The sequence below is a fragment of the Kordiimonas pumila genome (assembly GCF_015240255.1).
Taxonomy (GTDB): domain Bacteria; phylum Pseudomonadota; class Alphaproteobacteria; order Sphingomonadales; family Kordiimonadaceae; genus Kordiimonas; species Kordiimonas pumila.
Window position 1 is genome coordinate 1,137,501 of the sequence record NZ_CP061205.1, and the last position, 22,507, is coordinate 1,160,007.

19 protein-coding genes, 1 tRNA gene, 2 rRNA genes and 2 pseudogenes (1 of these 24 running past the window's edge) are annotated in these 22,507 nt (G+C 45.5%); 15 read left to right on the forward strand and 9 right to left on the reverse strand.

The window, feature by feature from the left end; translation table 11 throughout:
* The 4 genes from ICL80_RS05000 to ICL80_RS05015 all read left to right on the forward strand — a co-directional run.
* Positions 1-1,634, forward strand: a 23S ribosomal RNA gene (locus ICL80_RS05000) (it extends 1,114 nt beyond the left edge of the window).
* Between the two features lie 102 nt (positions 1,635-1,736).
* Positions 1,737-1,851: ribosomal RNA gene (gene rrf / locus ICL80_RS05005) — 5S ribosomal RNA — on the forward strand.
* An 85-nt stretch (positions 1,852-1,936) separates the two neighbouring features.
* Entirely contained in the window at positions 1,937-2,083 is a 147-nt protein-coding gene (locus tag ICL80_RS05010) for a hypothetical protein (protein WP_194212963.1), read from the forward strand.
* Positions 2,061-2,137: transfer RNA gene (locus ICL80_RS05015), tRNA-Met, on the forward strand. Before ICL80_RS05010 ends, ICL80_RS05015 begins: the two co-directional genes overlap by 23 nt.
* A 925-nt stretch (positions 2,138-3,062) precedes the next feature.
* Here the strand turns inward: ICL80_RS05015 and ICL80_RS05020 are convergent.
* Positions 3,063-3,425 (reverse strand): nuclear transport factor 2 family protein, encoded by a 363-nt coding sequence (locus tag ICL80_RS05020; protein WP_194215008.1) that lies wholly within the window; start codon positions 3,423-3,425, stop codon positions 3,063-3,065.
* Between the two features lie 76 nt (positions 3,426-3,501).
* Complete coding sequence (locus tag ICL80_RS05025) at positions 3,502-4,533, reverse strand: Rieske (2Fe-2S) protein (protein ID WP_194215009.1); 1,032 nt, start codon at positions 4,531-4,533, stop codon at positions 3,502-3,504.
* A 228-nt stretch (positions 4,534-4,761) separates the two neighbouring features.
* Between ICL80_RS05025 and ICL80_RS05030 the strand changes: the two genes are divergently transcribed.
* Positions 4,762-5,454: a type 1 glutamine amidotransferase domain-containing protein gene (locus ICL80_RS05030; RefSeq protein ID WP_194215010.1), complete on the forward strand. Its 693-nt coding sequence runs from the start codon at positions 4,762-4,764 to the stop codon at positions 5,452-5,454.
* 62 nt (positions 5,455-5,516) lie between these two features.
* Here the strand turns inward: ICL80_RS05030 and ICL80_RS05035 are convergent, their stop codons facing one another.
* Positions 5,517-8,174, reverse strand: a complete 2,658-nt coding sequence (locus ICL80_RS05035; RefSeq protein ID WP_194215011.1) for a helix-turn-helix transcriptional regulator — start codon at positions 8,172-8,174, stop codon at positions 5,517-5,519.
* Between the two features lie 353 nt (positions 8,175-8,527).
* Between ICL80_RS05035 and ICL80_RS05040 the strand changes: the two genes are divergently transcribed.
* The 4 genes and pseudogenes from ICL80_RS05040 to ICL80_RS05055 all read left to right on the forward strand — a co-directional run bounded on the left by ICL80_RS05040 (position 8,528) and on the right by ICL80_RS05055 (position 13,122).
* A complete protein-coding gene (locus tag ICL80_RS05040; protein WP_194215012.1) occupies positions 8,528-10,606 on the forward strand; it encodes a TonB-dependent receptor in 2,079 nt (692 codons plus the stop codon).
* Positions 10,607-10,682: 76 nt separating this feature from the next.
* Positions 10,683-11,312, forward strand: a complete 630-nt coding sequence (locus ICL80_RS05045) for an MSMEG_1061 family FMN-dependent PPOX-type flavoprotein (protein ID WP_194215013.1) — start codon at positions 10,683-10,685, stop codon at positions 11,310-11,312.
* Between the two features lie 92 nt (positions 11,313-11,404).
* Positions 11,405-11,740 carry a 2Fe-2S iron-sulfur cluster-binding protein gene (locus ICL80_RS05050; protein ID WP_194215014.1) on the forward strand — a complete coding sequence of 112 codons (336 nt, stop codon included), beginning with the start codon at positions 11,405-11,407 and terminating at the stop codon, positions 11,738-11,740.
* Between the two features lie 433 nt (positions 11,741-12,173).
* Positions 12,174-13,122 (forward strand): annotated as a pseudogene (locus ICL80_RS05055) (IS630 family transposase).
* Here the strand turns inward: ICL80_RS05055 and ICL80_RS05060 are convergent.
* From ICL80_RS05060 to ICL80_RS05075, 4 genes are all read right to left on the reverse strand, one after another.
* Complete coding sequence (locus tag ICL80_RS05060; protein ID WP_194215015.1) at positions 13,119-14,768, reverse strand: DUF3987 domain-containing protein; 1,650 nt, start codon at positions 14,766-14,768, stop codon at positions 13,119-13,121. The pseudogene ICL80_RS05055 and the gene ICL80_RS05060 overlap by 4 nt on opposite strands.
* The gene (locus ICL80_RS05065) at positions 14,758-15,060 is read right to left on the reverse strand and encodes a hypothetical protein (RefSeq protein WP_194215016.1); all 303 of its coding nucleotides are present in this window, start codon (positions 15,058-15,060) and stop codon (positions 14,758-14,760) included. Before ICL80_RS05065 ends, ICL80_RS05060 begins: the two co-directional genes overlap by 11 nt.
* Positions 15,053-15,295, reverse strand: coding sequence for a helix-turn-helix transcriptional regulator (locus ICL80_RS05070; protein WP_194215017.1), 243 nt, complete (start codon positions 15,293-15,295; stop codon positions 15,053-15,055). Before ICL80_RS05070 ends, ICL80_RS05065 begins: the two co-directional genes overlap by 8 nt.
* Positions 15,296-15,402: 107 nt before the next feature.
* Entirely contained in the window at positions 15,403-16,176 is a 774-nt protein-coding gene (locus ICL80_RS05075) for a hypothetical protein (RefSeq protein WP_194215018.1), read from the reverse strand.
* 198 nt (positions 16,177-16,374) lie between these two features.
* Between ICL80_RS05075 and ICL80_RS05080 the strand changes: the two genes are divergently transcribed.
* A protein-coding gene (locus ICL80_RS05080) for an IS3 family transposase (RefSeq protein WP_392389803.1) occupies positions 16,375-17,513 on the forward strand; the annotation gives its coding sequence in 2 pieces (ribosomal slippage) (positions 16,375-16,645 and positions 16,645-17,513; 1,140 coding nt in all).
* A 36-nt stretch (positions 17,514-17,549) separates the two neighbouring features.
* Positions 17,550-18,169 (forward strand): annotated as a pseudogene (locus tag ICL80_RS05085) (integrase core domain-containing protein); the annotation flags it as partial.
* A 140-nt stretch (positions 18,170-18,309) separates the two neighbouring features.
* On the opposite strand, the gene ICL80_RS05090 reads toward ICL80_RS05085, so the two are convergent.
* Together ICL80_RS05090 and ICL80_RS05095 are read right to left on the reverse strand one after the other, a co-directional pair.
* Positions 18,310-19,569, reverse strand: coding sequence for a type II toxin-antitoxin system HipA family toxin (locus ICL80_RS05090; RefSeq protein ID WP_194215019.1), 1,260 nt, complete (start codon positions 19,567-19,569; stop codon positions 18,310-18,312).
* Positions 19,559-19,888, reverse strand: a complete 330-nt coding sequence (locus ICL80_RS05095; protein WP_194215020.1) for a helix-turn-helix domain-containing protein — start codon at positions 19,886-19,888, stop codon at positions 19,559-19,561. The genes ICL80_RS05090 and ICL80_RS05095 overlap by 11 nt, the downstream gene beginning before the upstream one ends.
* Positions 19,889-20,262: 374 nt before the next feature.
* On the opposite strand from ICL80_RS05095, the gene ICL80_RS05100 reads away from it, so the two are divergent.
* The 4 genes from ICL80_RS05100 to ICL80_RS05115 all read left to right on the forward strand — a co-directional run bounded on the left by ICL80_RS05100 (position 20,263) and on the right by ICL80_RS05115 (position 22,499).
* Complete coding sequence (locus tag ICL80_RS05100; RefSeq protein WP_194215021.1) at positions 20,263-20,421, forward strand: hypothetical protein; 159 nt, start codon at positions 20,263-20,265, stop codon at positions 20,419-20,421.
* A gap of 352 nt (positions 20,422-20,773) precedes the next feature.
* Positions 20,774-21,322, forward strand: coding sequence for a YcjF family protein (locus tag ICL80_RS05105; RefSeq protein WP_194215022.1), 549 nt, complete (start codon positions 20,774-20,776; stop codon positions 21,320-21,322).
* Between the two features lie 56 nt (positions 21,323-21,378).
* Complete coding sequence (locus ICL80_RS05110) at positions 21,379-21,546, forward strand: hypothetical protein (RefSeq protein ID WP_194215023.1); 168 nt, start codon at positions 21,379-21,381, stop codon at positions 21,544-21,546.
* 41 nt (positions 21,547-21,587) lie between these two features.
* The gene (locus ICL80_RS05115) at positions 21,588-22,499 is read left to right on the forward strand and encodes a prohibitin family protein (RefSeq protein WP_228073871.1); all 912 of its coding nucleotides are present in this window, start codon (positions 21,588-21,590) and stop codon (positions 22,497-22,499) included.
* Positions 22,500-22,507: the final 8 nt, after the last annotated feature.

A 22,507-nucleotide genomic window follows, 5' to 3' on the forward strand; every position in this document is an offset into this window, starting at 1 on the left:
GATGTACCGGGGCTAAAGACAAGTACCGAAGCTGTGGATTTGATCTTATGATCAAGTGGTAGCGGAGCGTTCTGTAAGTCTGTGAAGGTGTGGCGTGAGCCATGCTGGAGATATCAGAAGTGAGAATGCTGACATGAGTAGCGATAAAGAGTGTGAGAGACACTCTCGCCGAAATCCCAAGGGTTCCTGTGCAAGGCTAATCCGCGCAGGGTGAGTCGGCCCCTAAGGCGAGGCTGAAAAGCGTAGTCGATGGGAAACAGGTTAATATTCCTGTACCTGGTGGAATGTGACGGATACTGTAAGTTGTTCTTCCTTATTGGATTGGAAGGGCCGCGAAGGTGTCCCAGGAAATAGCACCACCATATAGACCGTACCCTAAACCGACACAGGTGGGATGGTAGAGCATACCAAGGCGCTTGAGAGAACTGTGCTGAAGGAACTCGGCAAATTGCCTCCGTAACTTCGGGATAAGGAGGCCCACCATTGAGGCAACTCATTGGTGGGGGCACAAAAGAGGGGGTGGCGACTGTTTACTAAAAACACAGGGCTCTGCGAAGTGGTGAACACGACGTATAGGGTCTGACGCCTGCCCGGTGCCGGAAGGTTAAGAGGAGCGGTGAGAGCTGCGAATTGAAGCCCCGGTAAACGGCGGCCGTAACTATAACGGTCCTAAGGTAGCGAAATTCCTTGTCGGGTAAGTTCCGACCTGCACGAATGGCGTAACGACTTCCCCACTGTCTCCAGCACAGACTCAGCGAAATTGAATTCTCCGTGAAGATGCGGAGTACCCGCGGTTAGACGGAAAGACCCCGTGCACCTTTACTACAGCTTCAGTGTGGTATTAGGGACAACATGTGTAGCATAGGTGGGAGGCTTTGAAGCAGGGACGCCAGTCCTTGTGGAGCCGACCCTTGAAATACCACCCTTGTTGTTCCTGATGCCTAACGACGATCCATGAAACTGGATCTCGGACCCACTGTGGCGGGTAGTTTGACTGGGGCGGTCGCCTCCCAAATGGTAACGGAGGCGCGCGAAGGTAGGCTCAGACCGGTTGGAAATCGGTTGTTGAGTGCAATGGCATAAGCCTGCCTGACTGTGAGACTGACAAGTCGAACAGATACGAAAGTAGGTCATAGTGATCCGGTGGTTCTGAGTGGAAGGGCCATCGCTCAACGGATAAAAGGTACGCCGGGGATAACAGGCTGATACTGCCCAAGAGCTCATATCGACGGCAGTGTTTGGCACCTCGATGTCGGCTCATCTCATCCTGGGGCTGGAGCAGGTCCCAAGGGTTTGGCTGTTCGCCAATTAAAGAGGTACGTGAGCTGGGTTTAGAACGTCGTGAGACAGTTCGGTCCCTATCTGCCGTGGGCGCAAGAGACTTGAGAGGAGCTGCCCCTAGTACGAGAGGACCGGGGTGGACGGACCTCTGGTGGACCTGTTGTGGCGCCAGCCGCATTGCAGGGTAGCTATGTCCGGAAGGGATAACCGCTGAAAGCATCTAAGCGGGAAGCCCCCCTCAAGATTAGGTCTCTCTGAGAGCCGTGGAAGACCACCACGTTGATAGGTCAGGTGTGGAAGCGCAGTAATGTGTGGAGCTAACTGATACTAATTGCTCGATAGGCTTGTAGAGCCTCTCCATAGACAGAGATAAAATATCTTTGAATATAAAGGTTAAACAGCATGCAGCAGCTGAAAAGCTGCAAAACAAAACGCAAAGAACACTCTTTTGTTGATCTGGTGGTTATAGCAAGGTTGTCCCACCCGGTCCCATCTCGAACCCGGAAGTGAAAAGCCTTTGCGCCGATGGTACTTCGTCTTAAGGCGCGGAAGAGTAGGTCATCGCCAGATCTACAAAAGAGTGTTCAAAAACATCATCACAGTTCCAAACAGTTTATGAAACCGGCTCATTGCCGGTTTTTTAATTTAAGGCTTTATGCCTGATCATACGCGCGGGACCGAGCAGCCCGCCTCTTCAAAAGCATCGCTTCTGAAGATACTGTGTCGCCGTAAGGCATCAGAAAATCGCTACCGGCTTAAATACCGGATCACTTTCTTGACGCGGGATGGAGCAGCCCGGTAGCTCGTCAGGCTCATAACCTGAAGGTCGTAGGTTCAAATCCTACTCCCGCAACCATTAAAAAGCCCACTAACTCAATGAGTTAGTGGGCTTTCTCGTTCTGAAACGCAACGTGCTTAAACCCAAAAAGGAGCACAAAAGGAGCACCAAAAACGCAAATAAGGCGTAATCAAAGAGAAAGTAAACACAATAGAGGTGCTCTGACGTGATCAGAATCGATTAGAAGGCAGGGGTAGCCAGTTGCCGATATGTTCAGCTATGTGACGCGTGACAAGTGCGACAAGAGAGAGACGCGAGCAAGATTACGAGTTTATCCCCGAGTGTGCAGGAGAAGCATCGGGAGGGGCTTTGTAATCATCAGGCCGCGAGTTCACTTCTTACTGCGGCCACAATTTCTTACCGACACTTTTAATCACTTAGGCGCTTCGCTTCACCGTTAAACCTTACGGTATTTTCCACGGAAGGAATAAGATTGATGATTTGTAAGGTTATCTAACAATATCCATGTTATCCCATCATTAAGCGAACTAAAATTTCATTTCCTACAAGCGAAATGTATAGTCTAGTCCCTTCAACTGGGCCTTCTACGATTACACTAGTACAGAAGAAATTTAAAAAGATGTATGAGCAAGACAACGATATAGTTGTCGTACTAACCCGTTTCAAATAATCTACTAGGCTGTGGATAAACTACATTTTTTGATTCAAGGCGTTAGTTACACCGAGCACCGGTGTATTTCTGTTCCATTTCAATTGATGAAGAGTTGCTGAACCCATGCCTTGCTTCAAATAGATCGTTAAGGTTCTACCATTTTCATATTCGAGAGTAAGGGGTGGACTTGTATTGAGAGATTGGACAGGACGTTTGAAAAAGTTAATGGCTGATAAGGGGTTTGATCTTCTCTCTGTAGAACTTTCTTATATGATGACGTAAGAGCATGGGAGGTTCTGAGCTCATGCCAGAGAGGCTGTTTCTTTACAGTTAATTATCAAAATACCCCCACATTTCTTCTATTAGACCATTGTCTGCGTGCTTAATGATATCAATACCTTCAATGACAACTTGTTGGCCTTCTCCTGTGATGCCGTTAGCAGTCCATTTACTGGCAGTATAATCGCCACAAGGTGTCATAAAGTTTATATCGATAGTCAGCTTTTCAAAATTACTTAGTAATGCGCTGATATAAACGCGGCGCTGTTTATCTGTCTCCAGAGACGGCTTATTTGCAGGGTCATGAGCAATCGCTTCTTTTGTAAATAGCCTTGAGTAAGCGTCAATGTTGCGAGTGCGGATGCTATCCCAAAAAGCTTTTGCGATAGACAAATTTTTCTCTACATTTGCCATGTTTAGTAATCCCTTTATACCATAGAAAGATGGGGGCTGCCCTTCAAATCACATATGCTGAAGGGCAGGTGTTTAATTAACGAATAAAGTCTGCAGAAGGGTGTGCCCGAGGGAACGCTCGCAAATAATCGAAAAAGCGAGATAAAGTGAGGTCACTTCTTGTCAAAGTTCCTGGCTTAAGATGTATTGTTTGCATATTCATCAGATCGTCGATTACAACACGCTTTTCTAATTCAACAATTTCTTCCAGATACTGATCGACTTCCTCAGGTGTTCCCATATCTTTGCGTGCGCACACAGTAATGAAAGCTGTTGAACGACCTGGACGATTTAGTGTGAAAGGAGAAACAAAACCAAACCATTTACCAGCAAACTCTGTACTCTGATAATACATACTGGTACCAACAATACCCAAACGGTGTTTGACAGGATCACCGGTGACATGTGTTCCCTCAAATTCATAAAACATTGAGTGGTCAGTCCATTCAACAATATCATGGGGGTTATCACCATTGATATTAATACCGTGTAAGTACCTAATATGTTGCATATCGGGTGTATTCGCACATAAAATCCAAGGATCAGTTGGGATTTCATTCCCAAATATTCTGGTTTTAAAAACAAGGTCTTCATCAGGGTAGGGGAAGTCGGGCAATTCATAATGAGGTTCAAGACCATTATATGCCCATATTGTCCCGTATTTTTCACATACAGGAAACTTAAATAATCTTGCATTAGTAGGAATAGGATCTTTACTGGGCATTCCACTGCAACGTCCATCAGCACCATATTTCCAATGATGAAATACACAGCGCACGTTTCCGTCAACCATATCACCTATTGATAGATCTGCCCCCAAATGTGGGCAATATGCGCTCATGACATGCGCTTGCCCATCCTTGTCACGAAATACAATTACTCTGCCATCTAAAAAGTCAAACCCACGAACAAAGTCTGGTGTTGCGGCGCTTGATAAACATATAGGAAACCAGCTTTGCGTAAATGTACCGTTTTCTCCTTCAAATGGGACAGGCTTTCCTAAGGCCCTTTTAATTATTTCAGGTCCTGAAGTTCTGTTGGAAAATTGATGTTGTGTTTCGACCGACATAGGGCCCTCCTGCTCATGTAGCTACGTCTCAAATGATTTGAAACTTATCGAAGTAATCAGGCAGGAATACTACCCACTAATTAGGACAGTGATATGCAGCATTAGCTTAACAGGTTCGCTATAGTCCTATCCTAAAAGCTAGGCTTTCTATCCAATCGGACGAGTAGGCATACTGGATAAAAAAAGTAAAAATAGACACTTCAATTAATAAGATTATAGGAGTGTTTTATGACGAAAAAAATATTGTTCGTTGTTTCGTCACATGCCGACCTCGGTAATAGTGGAGATAAAGCGGGTAGCTGGCTTGAAGAGTTGGCAAGCCCATATTGGCAACTTGAAGATGCGGGCTATCAAGTCATACTTGCGTCCCCTAAGGGCGGAAAAGCTCCACTGGATCCGATTAGTATACAGGACCAATGGCTTAGTGATGCAGGTCGACGTTTTCTTGATGATGATGAAGCTTCTGAAAAATTATCCAACACAATATTACTTGATGAAATTAATCCCAGTGATTTTATTGGTATTTACTTAGTAGGCGGGGCTGCTACTACATGGGATTTTCCAAATAATGCAGCTATCAAGAAGATTGTTGAGGCATACTATAGTGATAGTAAAATAATCGGCGGAGTTTGTCACGGCGTAGTAGGGCTGGTTCAGGCCGTTGACAAAAGCGGTGAGCCAATTGTTAAAAATAAGCAGGTCACATCTGTTAGTATTGCAGAAGATGTAATGTTTGGGCTTGATCGCATTGTACCTGTTTTACCTGAAGAGATGTTGCGCAAACTCCGTGCGATATATTCATCAGCAGAACCTTTAGTCGAACATGTGGTTGTTGATCCACCGTTTTTTACCGGTCAAAACCCTGCATCAGCAGAACCCCTAGGTAAAGCGATTGTTGACCACTTAAATCGCCATTCATAGACTGTGCTAATATAATGGTGGGAGTTTAAGGCCCGCCATTATCAAATCATGTATTAACTTCTTTAACTAACTGTTATTTTCCGGTAACGTGCTAAGGCTTGTGTTCGATTGTTAGCTTGTAGCTTACGATATATGTTCCGCAGGTGAAACTTAACTGTAGCTTCACTTAAACCTAGGTGGTACGCGGCGTTTTTATTTTGATGACCTTCGCCAATATAAAGAAGTATTTGGCGTTCTCTTGGTGTCAGAGGATCATCTGGATACTCCATATCTTCTGTATTTGCGTTAGCTAAGCCGCTAGCGTTGTTTTTAGTCTTAAATAACTTTATAGATGCTTGCCATTTCGCTACCTGACCGCCTTGAAACAACCATGCCGGTAACACGGATGGGCACATGCTCTTTGCTTCGTCATAATATTTTTCATGTTGATCTGGCTGATCTAATAATTGGTATAATTTTGATTTTGCTACTTTTAGTTCTACCACAAAACGCGTGACTGTTGTTTGGTCTACTAGTTCTTGTGTTTGATTAATTAAGTTATTAGCGAGTTCTACCATATTCTTTTTTATGGCAAGACGGATAGCGACCAACATCCCACCAATACGTTCTTGCCATGTATGATACTCCGAAAAAGATTGCAAAAATTCACCATTAGTTATGGATAAGGCTTCAGCCTCTTGTGACGCGCGGTCAATTTCTCCCAAATTAAGTGAAGCATCGATATGTGCTAACCTCATATTCCATTCTAACCGTGGTGCATCCATCCGTTCAGCAACTTCCAAGCCAAAAGATAAAATGCCTCTTGCTTCATTCATTCGCCCATATAGCATTGCAGCTCGAGCACTCTGAAGGTGAGCCCATATTTGAACTTCAGTCCAGCTTTCTAAAGCGCCCAGCGTCCCGATTAGAGACATAAGGTCAGTAAGTGGATCACATCTCCCTGTCTCAAAAAACAATCCAGTACGCAGTATACTTACTAGAGCGCATAAACGCTGGTCATCAGGGAAAAAAACCTTTGTCATACGCTCTGCAATCACTGCGTCTTCAAGTGCGGATTTTAAGTCGTTGAGCCAAAAGCATGCTAGTGCTCTATGAATATGCATAAAAATACTACCATATACGGCTTCTGTTTCAGCGTATTCATCAGCAGCTTTATCTGCGAGTTCTTTAGCCGCCTTTACGTCCCCATGACAAAAGCTATCATATGATAAAAAAGTGTAGGCCTGAGCTCTATTTTCATATTCAGCTAAAGTATCGACATTCTCTAAGTAACGCCTTAGGGCTGGTGCCGTATCTTTATGAAGTGTTTTATCAGAAATTCCGGCAATAAGTGCCTCAGCTAATACAAATTGGTCAGGCAGAGAAAGGTCAACTTCACCTTTTTGATCATCAATGCAACCACGTGCGCCCTCTAATCTTGCTAGGGCTAGTTCAGTATCACCTTCGTGAGCATGTATAATTGCTAAAGACAATAGGGTTTTAGCTGACGCTTCATCTGGTGTAACATCAATTTCATCCAATAACCGGTGTGCAGCTGTAATCCCTTGTTGAGCTAGGAGGTTTGCATATCCAACACTGTCTAATATTGCTAGGGCTTTTTCTCTGTCTTGCGCAGCTACAGCGTGTCGCAAAGCTTCCGCTGTGCGTCCTTTATTGATAAACCATGACACAGCTCTGCGATGCAAATCAACATATTCCGTATTTTCTAGCCAGACTAAGCGCTGCTCTAAAAAACGACGCAGCATCTCTGAAAAATAAAAGTCTTGTGTTCCTCTATGTCGAAGCAATAAGCCGTCTATATGGTATAATCTTTCAATCAAGGGAGCGGCATTACTGCCTATCAGTGCGCTTGCAAGTGATTTATCAAACCTCTCAACGATAACGAGTTGAGCAATTGCTTTTTTTAGCTCTTCGGGTAACGTATTTAAAACTTCAATGCGGTAGTATTCGTGTAAATGTTCATGCCAGTTTTCAGTGGATACCATAGATCGCGAATGAATATCAGCAAAACGGCGTGCAAAACCGACGGCGACAGCCTCGCCACTGGTTTCATAATGTAGTCTCCTAGTATATAATTCGGGAACATTATCTTCAAAAATCTCATGTATTTCTTCATGACTTAGATTAAGGTCTGATGGGCCAATTTCAAATAGTTGGTCTCTAGCCATAATGTTTCCAAGAGGCATTGTAGGGCGAACGCGACTGCCCAAAACGATACGAATATGTATAGCATGCATGAGCAAACTATTGAGCATTTCGCCAATTTCTTGACTATCCATATGCTCATATTGGTCTAGAATAAGAACAAAACGTTCCCCCAGGCTGTTGAATAAATTTGCCAGTGCCCTAGCCAAACCAATAGGTCTATCATTTTGATTTAATAATTTACGAACTCCGTAAGCTGCATCATTATGACCGGCATACTCCAAAGCGTCTGATAGCCCATAAACAAAGTATGTGAGATTTATATCTGCTTGATCAATGGTTAGCCAAATCACAGGACAGTCCATTTCCCTACAAATCACTCTCCACTGGGATAATAGTGTAGTTTTCCCAGACCCTGCAGGTCCTCGAACGATTGATACCTTTTTAATGAGGCTTGCTTCTGTTAGATGCCTTAATAAATTATGTCGTGTAACGATATAGTCACTTTGAGGGTGAGGTGAAGCATATCGATATGGTAGGTTTGTTTTTTGCACGGAGTAATCTTCGCTGGACACTCTGCACGTACTCCTATTCTTCTCTTCAGATATATCTTGTGCTTTATCGATCATGACTAACTATGAGATATGGCAAACACTTTGAACGTTTAAATTATAGTCTATTTTACAGTCTAAGATATCCACCCATTCTTTCGGATAGGTTAATTGGGTGAAATGCTTTTTGCCTGCACTTTATGCCTATACCAATTATCGGGTATAATTTAACGCCCCTTCTAAATACTGTTTATCATCTTTAGGTGTCTAAAAACTTAAAAACATGAAATATTTAAACATTAGGGAGGACGTGAATAATGTCGTGGGGAAATCACCTATCAAGGTTATGCTTGTCAGTATCGTTGCTAGGACTAACTGTGCCTTATAATCCAGCTACAGCAGAAGGAAATGAAGATGCAGAGTCCGTAGGTGTCTTTGATGAAATTATTGTCACCGCACGGCGACGCAGTGAAAGTTTACAGGATGTACCAATTGCTGTTACGGCCTTGACAGAACGCGATATTGCTCGTGCTGGCCTCGAAGGCGTTAGCGATTTTGCTAATTTGGTTCCAAACGTTACCTTTAGTAATTCGTTGAATGCTGGAACTAACTACCTTACTATTCGGGGGCAAACGCAATCACAGTATGCAGCCCCTCCTGCAGCAATTGTAGTGGATGGGGTTTTAACGATTTCTCCGCTGCAGTTCAATGTTGATGAGTTTGATCTCCAGCAAATAGAAGTATTGAAAGGTCCGCAAGGGGCCATCTATGGCCGCAATGCAATTGCAGGAGCAATTAATCTTGCCACTCTGAAGCCAAGTGATGAATTTAATGCTCATTTTCTAGCTGGCTATGCTCGGGGTGATGAATGGAAAGGTAAAGCATCAATTAGTGGTGCGATTGTTCCAGGCTTGTTATATGCCCTTGGGGGGGTGTCTTACACTGATCGACGAGGTCAAGTGCGTAATATAACAACGGGGACGTATTCTGATAAAGTTGAAGACCTAACGGCGCGACTGCGTTTTGTTGTTACGCCTTCAGATGATCTGGAACTTGATTTAAAATATACTTACTCGGACACGGATGGACGGGACCCAAGCTTTATTAGTAGTGCTTCTGGAGATCCAGCAATTAGTTCCGACCCCTTGGTGAGTAACAGAATAGGCTATAACCCACGAAAGCTTCATGATCTATCAGGAAAATTCAGTCTTGATACTAGTTTTGCAACAACAACACTTACTCTCGCATATGTTGATATAGCAGAGGATATTGACGAAGACCTAGATTATACAACAGCGGACTTTCTTGCGGCAAGGCAGACACAAGATGTTGATGGCTTCTCTCAAGAATTGCGTTTTGCATCAAATGGAGATGATAAATTGGATTGGCTTGTGGGGGGGTATCATGTTCGCTCCACAGAAATGCGTGCCACTGAAATATATATTGACCTGTTTTATCTAGGTTTGGCACCAGAACCAACGCAGGCTGACTTTGTATTAGGGTCAGCAAGTGATGAATATTACTATGAAACATGGTCCGGATTTGGCCAAGTCAACTATGAGTTCCTCCCAGAGCTAAGTGTTTCCTTTGAGTTGCGCTATGATGATGATAGCGTTCGTCAAGTTTCTCTTGCTGAAGGCGAAAAACAAGCCAGTTTTTCTAAATGGCAACCAAAAGGCACTATTACTTACAAACCGTCTTCTGGCGATTTAACACTCTATGCTTCCATTGGGAAAGGGTATCGTAGTGGTGATTTTAACTCAAGTGGGGCCAGTTATGGAAACCCTTTGATAAAAGCAGAATCTGCTACTAACTATGAAGTGGGCGCAAAATCGATACTATTCAATGGTAAAGTAATGCTGAATATGGCAGTCTTTCAAACTGATTTAGCCGATGGGCAATTCAAACTCTTTGACTCTATTGGAGCCACGAATGTGGGGGTGAATATTGATAAAACTCGCATTCGAGGGTTCGAAGCAGAATCAGCAGTACAAGTTACTGAAAACGTTCGTTTAAATGCATCCATTGGTTATACAGACCCGAAAGTTACTGCTTTCACGCCGCCCACAGGTTTTACAGGTATAGCATCGGATTATATTGGTAATCGACCACCTCGCACGGCTAAAGTTACATTCAACTTTGGATTGGATATTGATATACCAGTGACAGATAATACATACATTTTCTTTCGACCTGATTACCGTTACATAGGGGGATATTACTGGGATCCTGAAAATGATTATAAACGTCCGGCTGAAAATGTTTTAAATTTTCGGCTAGGTCTGCGCGATTTAGATGAACAATGGTCTATCACGGGCTACGTGCAAAATGCATTGAATGAGAAAATCACTAGTGATTTTCAGCCTTTTAGCAATACAGGCTTACCAACAGGTGCAGATGTTTATTATCCCCCAGTCGGTGCGGTTTATGGCTTAGAACTGAGGTATCAGTTCTAATATAATCCTCCATTCCGGAAAGGTATTTTACCTTTCCGGTAAATGCAATCCACTCCAATATTCCGAGGTTCTTATAATGAAAGATACTGACCCGTATAAGGTTGATACTCTTGAAAAATTACGTGATATTTATGATCAACCCAATCCTATAGTTGTCAAAACGAAACTGGATTTTCTTCATAACTACATGGTTGACTACGTTGGTCGGTGTCCATTTGTTGCTATTTCTTCATATTCGGAAACCGGCTTGGATGTTTCACCAAGAGGAGGGCAGCCTGGGTTTGTTAAAGTATTTGATCGGAAGACGCTTCTTCTTGGTGATTGGCCCGGAAATAATAAACTGGAATCTATGACTAATATCATCCAGACAGGCCGGTGCGGAATGCTCTTCTTGATCCCGACCATGGACCTTTTTTTTCGTATAAACGGCGCGGCCAGTATTACGCAGGATCCTGATGTTTTGAAGCTCTTAATAGAGCACAATAAAGAGCCTAAAACTGCAATAAAAGTAATCGTTAATGAAGCGTATTTCCACTGCGGAAAAGCTTTTAAACGCTCCTCCTTATGGAAGCCAGATAGCTGGCAAGAAGTAACAGGTTTCCCTATGGTCGGGAAAGTTATTAGCGATCTTTCGAAAGTGGCAGAGTATACACCAGACCAACTGGAAGAATTATACCAGCATGCCCTGAAAGAAGAATTGTATTAACTTGGTAGGGCCTAGCACTTATTAAAAACCATCTCCATGATTGGTTCCATAGTAATAACACGGTGGTTAACACAAAGGTTCAAAGAGTAGTTATGATTAGTAATATTACCAATGCCATCTCACTTAATATTGTTGAGTCCGATATAGAAAAAACTGTCCTTGGTGAAAAGGATGAAAGTTTGTTGGAGGCTCTGCAACGCGCTAATGTTCCAGTTGCTGCTATATGTGGGGGGCAAATGAGTTGTGGTACATGCCATGTTTTACTTCAGCCTTATAATACAAAGGAGGAGTTTAAAAGCCCAGACGCTGAAGAGGAAATGCTCCTAGAAGATAGCTGTTATTATATGCAAGGACAGTCACGGCTAGCTTGTCAAATAAAAGTAGATAAGCAATTAAGTAAGTATAAGATAGTTATAGTGCAGGAATAAATTGAGCTTACAAAGGGAATAGCCACTTTTATAATAATTGAGGCTGCATTTAATCTGGTAGATACTTTTGTGCTCCAAATTTTATGAATTGAAGCCATCATGCTAAGAAAGTGATATCACCTCAATCTAGAGCAGTGTTCCCTGTCAGGCCCTCTGGAACCAAAGTTTAGCCGCTTGGTGTGTGAGCGGTATGGTGCGCGCCATAAAGCTGCCGCTCTCATCTACATCAGGGCTCAAAGCGTCTAACTTACAGATAAGCCGCTCTAAAAACCGGTCATCCGCACTGTGGACCGGTCTTTCCCGGTGGGCTGGCTGGGGGTAAAAATAGAGGAACTGAGAACTAGAGCATACCAGTTTTGATGTGAATCGATTTGGGATTCCCACAGTGATGTTTTTCTGATTCAGTATAGGCTGAAGATGCAGGACAGTATTGATGCGCAAAGGTAAAGCCTATCCAAAGGAATTAAGGGAGCGAGTTGTAGCAGCAGTTGGATCAGGGATGAGCCGGCGTGCAGCAGCGGCTCGATTTGATGTTGGGGTGTCGACGGCGATCAATTGGTGTGCCCGGTATCAGTCAGCGGGTCACTTTGAACCGAAACCCCGAGGTGGTAACCGCAAGCGTGCTCTTGAAGCGTACGATGACTGGATACGGTCTCAGCTTTAAGCCACACCGCACCTGACCATAGTAAAGTTACAGCAGGCGCTTGCCGAGCAGGATATTCAGGTAAGCCATGATACGGTTTGGCGTACTGTGCGCCATCTTGGGCAAAGCTTCAAAAAAAAGCCTGTTCGCTCTTCAGCAACAACGCTTTGACGTTGCGGTCAGGCGGTTCTGGTGGCAAGCTTATCAGGGCCGGCTCGATCCCGAACGGCTTGTCTTTCTGGGCGAGGCATGGATTAAAACCAATATGGCCCCAACACGAGGCTGGTGCCAGAAGGGAAAGCGCCTTCGTTCCTATGCGCCACATGGACACTGGAAAACCATGACCTTTCTTGCAGCCCTTCGGCATGATGGCATTAAGGCCCCCTGTGTCTTTGACGGCCCAATTAATGGTGAGCGTTTCCAAGCATGGGTGAAACAGATGTTATGTCCAACCCTCAAACACGGAGATATCATTATCATGGATAACCTCAGCTCACACAAAAGCCCCGCTGTTCGGGACGCTATCAGAGCAACAGGCGCAAGGCTCCTGTTCCTGCCACCTTATAGCCCTGACCTCAACCCTATTGAACTGGCATTCTCTAAAATCAAACACTGGATGCGTATGGCTCAGGAAAGATCGGTAGATGCCGTCAACAAAGCCCTTGCTCAGATCATCAACACCATAACTCCGTCAGAATGTGGTAACTATTTTAGAAATGCTGGATATGATCACTCTTAAACCTGATAAGGTCTAAGGCCGTCATCATCGCCTTTAAGCAGGCAAGATTGCAGCCTATCTGGCTGAATGCCGCCAATCACGGCGATCGCAAGGCTTGGTATATGGAAGGGCGTACCGCCATTCTTAACCCTATCAAGTGTATAAGGCCTGCCGCCATATGCCTCTAACCATAAAGCCCGGTCCCCGCCTTTGCTGCCTGAATAGCGGTCAAAACTTGCAAACCAGCCCGCGAGCTCGTCGCGTACCATGAGCAAGCCCTTTGGCTGGCCCTTAAGAGCTGCCAGCAAGGCCTCAATAGTAGCATCCCGCACTGTCAGTCGCTTTCTAACCGGCATATCGGGTGCTTTTGCCGCAACCGGTAATATTGGTGGACTTCCGCCTGCATCTACGGCGTCTTTTGCCTTCCGCTCCCATGCGGAGCGTACAAGGTCTGCTTCCATCTTGTTGGTTTCATAAAGGCGAAGCGCCTCGGCGTGGTCTGTAAGACTATCGCCTTCAATTGTGCATAGGACCGAGAGAACCGGGTCCATGGCCGGGCTTTTTCCTGCTGAAGGGCTGCCAACCAGCATGGACCATAAAATAATTGGCTCTTTCCAGCCCACCCAAGGGGAGACTCTGCGGCTACTGCCGATCAAAGAGGCGCACCCAGTTAGAACAGTTGCTGCCACATAATCAATAGGAGATGATTTTGACCGGGCGGTTTTGATAACCCAGTCAGCAAGGGCTGGCGGGAATATCTCAAGCGGGAACGCGGGCGGCGGTGCTTCCCTGTCAAGAATGGTCATATCAGGGGCAGGCCAATTGTTATGATCGTTATCATTGGCGCTCACCGGTCCCGACCGGTTTTCATAAGCGGTTGCATACGATAAAAGCGTTTCTATATGCTTTTTTCCCCACCCTTCTACCACAGCATCAGCCGCATCCCAGCCTTTTGTTAGACCGGTATATACCGGTGATGAACGGTCTTCACCGGTCATCACTGCTATAGGGGGGGCAGCATAACCTTCACCTAGGGCTCTTTTTATGGTGGCAGGGCTCAGATCAACAATGGCAAGGCTTGCGGCTCCCGCCTGCAAACAAAGTTCAGCCACACTTGCCGCATACTTTTGGCCCGGTTCATCGTTATCAGGCCAGATAATAATATCTCTACCCCTTAAAGGGCTCCAGTCAGTAAAGTGGGCAGCATTTGAACCACCCATACTGGTGGTGGCAAGGAAGCCAAGCTTGCTTAAAGCATCAACACACTTTTCACCTTCCACCAGTATCACCGGTCGCGACCGGTCGCTACTAATAGTCTCAAGGTCATATAATAACGGTTTTACCGGTCTAACCCAGTCATGAGCGATAAGGCAGTATGGCCTGATTTCTTTCTTACCGTTATTGTGGTTATGGGCACTAATACCCCCCTGAATACCGGTGTTGAACGGTGCATAACGGTCGAGAGCGTTATTACCAGTACCGGTCGCGACTGCTTTTAACGGTGTATACCGTTCAACACCGTTATTAACGCTATTAACGCTATTAACGGTATTAACCGTATCGAACCGGTAAACCGCTGCCACCATGTCACCCTTCTCATTCCGGTACGGGTATATCTTTGATGGCACCCCAAGGGTGGGGTGCCTCTCTGGTACATTACCGGTCATTGGCCACCCCCGCAATTCGGCTTACATATAAAGCGGCTTCATATTGGCTCATGCCGTACAGGTAGCTTGCAAGGCTCACCAGATCACCGCCGTTATCGCCGGTGGCAAAGTCAGCCCATGCACCAGAGGTTAAGTTTATCCTAAAGGAACCAAGGGACCGGTCGGACCGTGTCGGGTTAAGGGCAACCCATTCACGCCCCATACGCCGCCCTTGCGGCAGGATGCTGGGCACTATCTCGCTTAAGCGCATGCAGGTAGCGCGGCGTATATCTGAATATATATTCTTATGCATCGTTCGCTGCCTTCCCGCATACATCGGAAGTGCTACGAACCAGTTTAGCCTCAATCCATGCATTCAGGTCACAGCGGCGGTAGCGGATTGACCGGCCTGAGATTTTAACGAACAGGGGCCCGCCGCCCCGCACCCGCCAGTTCTGCAAGGCACGGACGCTGTGGCCTATATAGTCAGCCGCTTCATGCTCGTTGATGAGTTTAGTTTGGTAGTCTGCTTGTAGTTGCTGGTTCACCTTCGTGACTCCTTGTTAGCAATGCCAGCGCTTGATTGCGCTGTGCCAACAAGGATCACTCCTTTCAGCACACAAAATAGGTCACAGAATCACAAAATGATTTTGTGTTATTTTGTGCCGCGTATTATGCGCCTTATTGTCTCGTCGGAAAGCCCGGTTTCCCTGCGCTCTGGCTTGGGAACACCTTTTAAAATAAATTCTCTCACTTCATGGCCTAAAATAGCTTTTGGAGTGTCCCGTGTAAGCACTCCTTGCGCTTTGAGGGTCTCATATGCCGTTAAAATTTCTTCTTTACGGGATTTTCTACCGGCTTTCATCTGGGCAAAAGGTACCCGAAGAGCAACTTGGGATATATTCTGGATTGTCTCTTCAGGCTCAGGTTCCGGCAATGCCTCAAAATAAGAAGCTACTGATCTTTTAAGGGTGATGTGTACATCAATGATTTTTGTTGATCCTAATTGAAAGCTATTACCGCTCCATGGATCAGATTGATCCCACACATCAAGCGGAACCGGTTTTGGGGCATCACTCATGCCGCGCGGGTATTGATACCCCAGAACTATAAACACACCGTTTTTTATATCCTGAAGCATCTGGTCTTTTAAGTCGGTGTCATACGTCTCAAATTCTGTTTTTTCTATGGATGAATCGAGCAATGGCGGGCTGAATACAACACGGCTGTTCGTTGCGCTTTGTTCCTTAACTGATTTAAATATAGCTTTAGTTCTGAGCCGCTCGGCGGCACGCGCGGCATCCTTCAGAGCAGTATAACGTGCTTGGATGTCTGCATTGCAGTAATTTACATAAGCATATTCTTTGGCAATGCCTTTGCTCCAGATTGCGTAGCGGTCAGCATCAGGTAGGGTGAGTATATCGAACATAAATAATTCTCTTGGATTAAAGCAGGTAATACGGGTTTTATCAGTTTAGATGCCTTTCAGAGCATTGCTGATTGCAAATGATACACGCTCTGCAGCTTCATGCATGGGCGCATCTGCCAAGTGGGCATAACGCTGTGTTGGACTTGCTTCGGTTTAGTGGAGAGCATTTGATATGATCCTAGACTTTGGAGTTATTACATGTCTTCACATCGAGTATTGTTTACAAAAGAATTTAAGGAAGAAGCAGTTCGTCTTGCGTTAACGAGTGATCGTCAGCGACAGGATATTGCCTCAGATTTGGGCATAGGTAAATCCACTCTTTGCCGCTGGGTTAGCCAGCATCGTCATTCAGTCCAGCCGGATGCTGTTTCAGATGACAAGGATAAGGAGCTTGCCCTTCTGCGACGGGAAGTTCAACTTCTGAAGGCAGAACGCGATTTATTAAAAAAGGCTACAGCTCTTTTCGCCCGGGAAAGTCGGTGAGGTTTTCCCTTATTGATGCGAAGAGGGCCTGTCTGCCTGTTGAGCGTGCCTGTTTGTTGCTGAATGTCAGTATGAGTGGTTATTATGCCTGGAAGAAGAGGTCTGTCAGCAAGCGACAGCGCGATGATATGGTGTTGCTTGTCCATATACGCAGCTATTTTCGCCAGTCAAACGATACGTATGGCAGTCCCCGTATGGCAGCAGAGTTGCAAGCATGTGGGTTTTCTGTTGGCCGTCGGCGTGTTGCCCGTCTGATGAAAGAGACTGGCCTGCAAGCCAGACAAAAAAGGCGGTTCAAATGCACAACAGATAGCCATCATGATAATCCCGTGTTTCCTAACTTGCTGGAGCAAGATTTTACAGCTTCTGCGCCAGACAGGAAATGGGGTGTTGATATCAGTTATATCTGGACAATGGAAGGTTGGCTCTATCTGGCAGTTGTCATTGACCTTTATGCCCGTCGTGTTGTTGGCTGGGCCACAAGCAACAGGCTAAAAAAGGAGCTGGCCCTTGAAGCTCTGGACAAGGCTTTCATCCTCAGACAACCGCCTCCCGGCCTGATCCATCACAGCGACAGGGGCAGTCAATATTGCTCATACGAGTATCGCAAGCGTCTGAAAAAATACCGTATGACCGGCTCTATGTCAGCCAAGGGAAATTGCTATGATAATGCCGTGGTGGAGACATTCTTTAAAACCATTAAAACTGAACTTGTCTGGCGCACAAGTTTTGCAACACGAAAGGAAGCTACAAATATGATTGCACACTATATCGATGACTTCTATAATCCCAGACGCCGTCACTCAACTTTGGGATACATAAGCCCCATACAGTTCGAAAGTATGACCGGCTAAAACTTAAACCGCTCTCCACTAAACCGAAGCAAGCCCAAAGTCTCGGATGCAACCATATCTCGCGTATTGAAGCGACACGGTGTCAATCGATTACCGAACAATGTCGGACGCAGAAAGGCCCATACAAAGCGATACGAAAAACAGGTGCCGGGCCACCACATTCAGATGGATGTTAAGTTTCTGGTATTCAAAGGGAAAGATGGCAACAAGATTAAACGATACCAATATACGGCTATTGATGATGCAACGCGTGTTCGAGCCTTGAAGGTCTATACGTGTCACACGCAGAAGAATGCTATCAACTTTGTTAATCACATCATCAACAAGTTTCCATTCAAAATACAGCAAATCAGGACGGATCGAGGGCATGTTCGCGAAGCAGACGTTTACGTCAATTTCAGGCGCAATTCCTGGCATGTTGAGGACCTAGGCATACGACATGTCTATATCAAAGCACGAACACCGCAACTCAACGGTAAAGTCGAGCGATCCCGTAGATCTGATCAGCAGGAGTTTTACCAGCTGATGACCTACAAGGATGATGTCGACCTGGAAGAAAAATTAGCTGAATGGGAAGCCTTTTATAACTTTACAAGACCCCATGGGGCACATGGTGGAAAAACCCCTATGAATCCCTCAGAGAAAAGCTAATATGAAAACACGAGGTGTCCCGCGACTGAGCATATGTTACAGTACTTTCCTACAATACGACAGAACAATAAAGGGTTGCGCTAGCAGGAAGCGTCTAACGGCATTTCTCCAGATACCCCAAACTTGGAATTCTAAGCTTGGCGTTTTAAGATAGAGCCGTACCCTCAAAGGCATAAGGGTTGAGAAACTGACGTTCCCAGAAATAGTCGCGGTCTACTTTTGTCAGGTTCGCCTCGTCACAAACTTCCCCCCAATAGTCCCGAATGGTCTGAACTTGGTGCTGGATGATCTCATGGGCATCTCGGTCTTCCACTAAGAAGCGAGGAGCAGCTTCAATGCAGATGCTCAACTTGCTCAGGTTCTGACCCTCAAGAATGCTCATAGCCTGGGAAGCCTCTCCGCCTGCGCGACTTTGCGGGCAAATGTCATAGGCAGGTGTCAGAGACAGTTCCTTTCCGTCCCAGAAAGCAGCATGGTTTCGTGCATGATCATCTGTATTGCCACACAGAATATTGAAGACAAGCCTGCCAAACATTTCTCTGAGTGTTGGCTTTGGATCGGTAAAGCGTAGCCGGATGATCTCTGCCAGTTGATCATAGCTGGCATAGCGTGCCATCATTTCATCAAGCTCAAAAAGGGTAAGGGCAGAAATGATGGCACGGCGCCTCCAGCCCTCTCCTGTGTGAATGCGGTCAAACCGTTCGATGAGAAGCACGTCCTTGTCGGCAGCAGCCACGAGCTTCACAGGTGCGACTGATAGGCCGGCTAGTGCCGCGAGGCGCATGGCAATATACTCGCCTTTGACCACACTGTAGGTGTCGTTGCTGGCGGAGAATTTTGCGATACATTTGACAGGGTCATTATCAATTAGGGCCTTAGGCCTGGCGCCGCCAAGGGCAGTTCCATGAAACAGGGCCTGATCGAGCTCAGGTGTTAGAGGCACCCCTTCTTCCACCCTCTGGGCCGAGCTTATTAATTTTTCCAGAGTAGCTGCCTGCTTCTCTCGCGGGATATAGTCTTTCGGCGACAGCTGAAAATCCAGTGCGCCAATCCTGTCTGATCCGGATTCGAGGAGATAGGTTAATTCGCTCAGATCAGCAGCGTCGGCTTTTGGCCCTTTAAGACCCATTTTCCTGTTGATGATCACACGGCGGCCCCACGCGTCAGGAGCCGCGTCTCGGATGCAGTTAGCCGCTTTTAACCCTGTCAGTAATGGTAGGGTGCCCGCCCTGAGGGGGAGCTCAGGTTCATAAATGGGGATGGCGTTGTCACGCGCCAAATAGCTTTTACCATATGCGAAGATCAAACGGTCGCCGTCTTGCTCCAGTTTGCCAGCAACAACGGGCTCGGTTGCTTCAGGCAGCCAGATCCAGACATACGCTTCTGTTGGTGCTTCAGAAGTCATCGTCGATCACCTTTGTTTTCTGACGAATGGCTTTAGGAAGTAAGGTCAGCTTTTCCTCTGTCCTTTGTAGTTCACTTGCAAGACGACTAGGCCCCATATCAAAAAGCTGTATACCGAGAACGTGAGCGGCCTCAAAGGCGGACCCTAGCGTGCAAGACATATCGCCTTTTTCCAGCCTCTTGATGAAACTACGGGAAACCCCAGTCCGATCAGCAAGCTCTTGCTCTGTCATTTTTCGCTGTTTGCGTTCGGCACGAATGGTAGCGCCCAGCAGGCGCGTCGCGTCTTTTGTATAAGCTGAGTATGTTTTTTGAGCCATTTTGCACCTGTTTATCGTAGGTACTCTTATGGCATGTCGTTTTCTATAAGTCAATAAAATGGATTATATATAGACCAAATGGCATCTTTATGGTTTATATATGATCTCTTTTTGTTTTTACTGCATTTACTCAGAGAGTGACGCAGGCGGGCCTAATCCCTCCATCTTTTGATTAAAGACCCCGGATTGGCGCCCGTCATGTGATCTCCGGTGTCAACCACCTAAATACTCGCTAGCCATGTTTTTATGAAGGAACGGCAGACGCTCAGGACGTAGGTATTTGTTTAGCAGAGCAGATCAAGGTGGCGTGACAGAAGGCAGCTTCTTTTCCATTGCTGACAGGATCGTTATAGGGGCTGAGGGAACTGCTTCACGTGATCTTCCGCACCAGTGACCGTGAAGACACGGGAACCAGCCCCCTTGGCACGGGCCGCTTTGGCCAGACAGGCAACTTGCCTGACCTTTACCGCACGTACCGGCTTGACGATACCGCCATTATTGATGCAGCTGCTGAACTGTTTTTGGAGAAGTAAGAATGGCTACCGAACTGATAATGCCGCTTTGTCGCCCACAATGGAAAAGGGTAATCTTGCTAAATGGCTGGTTGCTGTGGGCGATACCATCAAAATAAACCAGGCCTGTACGCCAGGATGTTGTTTTTTGAATTTGCATATTGGGTAACTTGGTGGCTTTTTTCTTTCCGAAAGAGCTTGAAGCAAAACAGTGGTGTCTGCACAAACTCCATAATGTAAAAATAATTTCTAACTTTGATTCTATAAGGCCTAACAGCTAGTATATAGGCTTTGTTATTTACGATTGATGTTTTTTGGGAATCGTCATAGGGTTGGCTCCAAATTAACGTCTCATTATTAGAAGGAGTGTATAATGGTTGATAAAGTGGATGATGCTGTAGAAGAAACTCTTTCTGAAGAGAGTGTTGATACCACTCCGATGGAAATTGTGAAAAAAAATATGTTGTGGTCTGGGGGCGCAGGACTTTTGCCTATTCCACTCGTGGAGTTTGTAGCTGTTTCAGGACTTCAGATAAAGCTAATTAAAGAATTGTCTGACCATTACGGCGTGCCATTTCGTCAGGACTTGGCAAAGTCTATTGTGTTCTCATTGGTTGGTTCCCTTGGTGGAATGAAGCTTGCGCAGGTTTTAGCGACGAGTTCTTTGCGCGCCATCCCTGTTGTAGGGCCTGTTATCTCTGCTCTTTCTTTGCCTGCAATGTCTGCTGGTGTTGCTTATGCGATTGGTAAAGTGTTCATCGCACACTATGAAACTGGCGGCACATTATTGACGTTTGATGCAGAAAAGATGAAAAGCCATTTTAAATCCTTTTATGAAGAAGGCGTGAAAAAAGCTGGGGCGCTTAAGGATAAAATGAAATCATCTAAAGCACAGCCTTCAAAAGCCGCTGCTGCCACATAAGTGACAGCAGTTTTTTTGTCAGAGTTTGTGTTTTATTCCATTAGGAACTTCACAATATGATATTTTATTTTCTTCTGCATATTATTGCATCTGTTTTTGTTGCCTATTGGGGACGGGAAAGCCGCCTTGGCTTTTGGGGACTATTGGTCGCAAGCTTTCTTATTACACCGTTACTCGTCTTTATCATCCTTGTGTTATTCGGGCGCCGATTTGGTAGTGAATAAGAAAACGGCTACTTATTATATAATCAATAGGAAAAGTGATTATGTCCAGTGAGGCTCCCGAAGACTTAGAAGGCCAAGATAAAGTTGATGGAGAAAATGCCGACTCTAAGGCTGTGATGAATGAAAAATCCAAGCCGCTGAATAAATTCTTTGATAGGTTTCGTACAGGCCTCGTTTTATCAACATTGTTGATGCTTTTTGTGGTGACATTTTTCTGGCAAACAGTTGTTGTCTTTAATCACCCAGGACAGCAGGGGGTTTATTGGAGCCGGTTCTTTGGTGGTACATCGGACCGCTATCTTGGTGAAGGAGCTCACTTTAAATTTCCATGGGATGAAATTGCCCAATATGATATGCGCCTTCAGGAGGCGGGTGGGGATTTGGTGCTGTTATCCAAAGATGGTATGGAAATGGATGTGAAATGGTCCATTCGTTTTCGCCCCGAACCCAATGAGTTGCCAGAGCTTCATAGAGCTTTGGGGCCTGATTATGCACACAGGGTTGTTATTCCAGAAGCGATTTCATCGCTTCGTCAGGTGCTGGGTAATTACCGCGCCGAGGAAATATTTGCGTATGATGAGGCATCGCTCGTAACGCAATTATCAAAAAATGCTGGCCATAAATTTGATAATTACCCTGTTTTTGTAAAAAATATTCTTTTGCTACAGTTGCAGTTACCTAAAGATATGGCCGAAGGGATTGTGAATAAATTGCTGTTTGAGCAAGAGATGCTTGCTTATGATTACCGCTTACAGGCTGCTCAGCACGAGAAAGACCGCCTGAAAATTGAAGCGGAAGGTCTGAAACAGTTTGAAGAAATCAGTAATATTCCAATGTTGCAATGGAAAGGTATTGACGCGACTGTTGAATTAGCAAAATCGCCGAATTCAAAAATCATTGTCATTGGTACAGACTCCAAAGAACTGCCTTTGCTGTTAAATTCTGGCAAATAAAGTGAGTG

Excerpts from the sequence above, each read along its gene's own strand:
- ICL80_RS05010 (WP_194212963.1), top strand. The coding sequence starts at position 1,937 with ATGCCTGATCATACGCGCGGGACCGAGCAGCCCGCCTCTTCAAAAGCA.
- ICL80_RS05020 (WP_194215008.1), bottom strand. The coding sequence starts at position 3,425 with ATGGCAAATGTAGAGAAAAATTTGTCTATCGCAAAAGCTTTTTGGGAT.
- ICL80_RS05025 (WP_194215009.1), bottom strand. The coding sequence starts at position 4,533 with ATGTCGGTCGAAACACAACATCAATTTTCCAACAGAACTTCAGGACCT.
- ICL80_RS05030 (WP_194215010.1), top strand. The coding sequence starts at position 4,762 with ATGACGAAAAAAATATTGTTCGTTGTTTCGTCACATGCCGACCTCGGT.
- ICL80_RS05045 (WP_194215013.1), top strand. The coding sequence starts at position 10,683 with ATGAAAGATACTGACCCGTATAAGGTTGATACTCTTGAAAAATTACGT.
- ICL80_RS05050 (WP_194215014.1), top strand. The coding sequence starts at position 11,405 with ATGATTAGTAATATTACCAATGCCATCTCACTTAATATTGTTGAGTCC.
- ICL80_RS05060 (WP_194215015.1), bottom strand. The coding sequence starts at position 14,768 with ATGACCGGTAATGTACCAGAGAGGCACCCCACCCTTGGGGTGCCATCA.
- ICL80_RS05065 (WP_194215016.1), bottom strand. The coding sequence starts at position 15,060 with ATGCATAAGAATATATATTCAGATATACGCCGCGCTACCTGCATGCGC.
- ICL80_RS05075 (WP_194215018.1), bottom strand. The coding sequence starts at position 16,176 with ATGTTCGATATACTCACCCTACCTGATGCTGACCGCTACGCAATCTGG.
- ICL80_RS05090 (WP_194215019.1), bottom strand. The coding sequence starts at position 19,569 with ATGACTTCTGAAGCACCAACAGAAGCGTATGTCTGGATCTGGCTGCCT.
- ICL80_RS05095 (WP_194215020.1), bottom strand. The coding sequence starts at position 19,888 with ATGGCTCAAAAAACATACTCAGCTTATACAAAAGACGCGACGCGCCTG.
- ICL80_RS05105 (WP_194215022.1), top strand. The coding sequence starts at position 20,774 with ATGGTTGATAAAGTGGATGATGCTGTAGAAGAAACTCTTTCTGAAGAG.
- ICL80_RS05110 (WP_194215023.1), top strand. The coding sequence starts at position 21,379 with ATGATATTTTATTTTCTTCTGCATATTATTGCATCTGTTTTTGTTGCC.
- ICL80_RS05115 (WP_228073871.1), top strand. The coding sequence starts at position 21,588 with ATGTCCAGTGAGGCTCCCGAAGACTTAGAAGGCCAAGATAAAGTTGAT.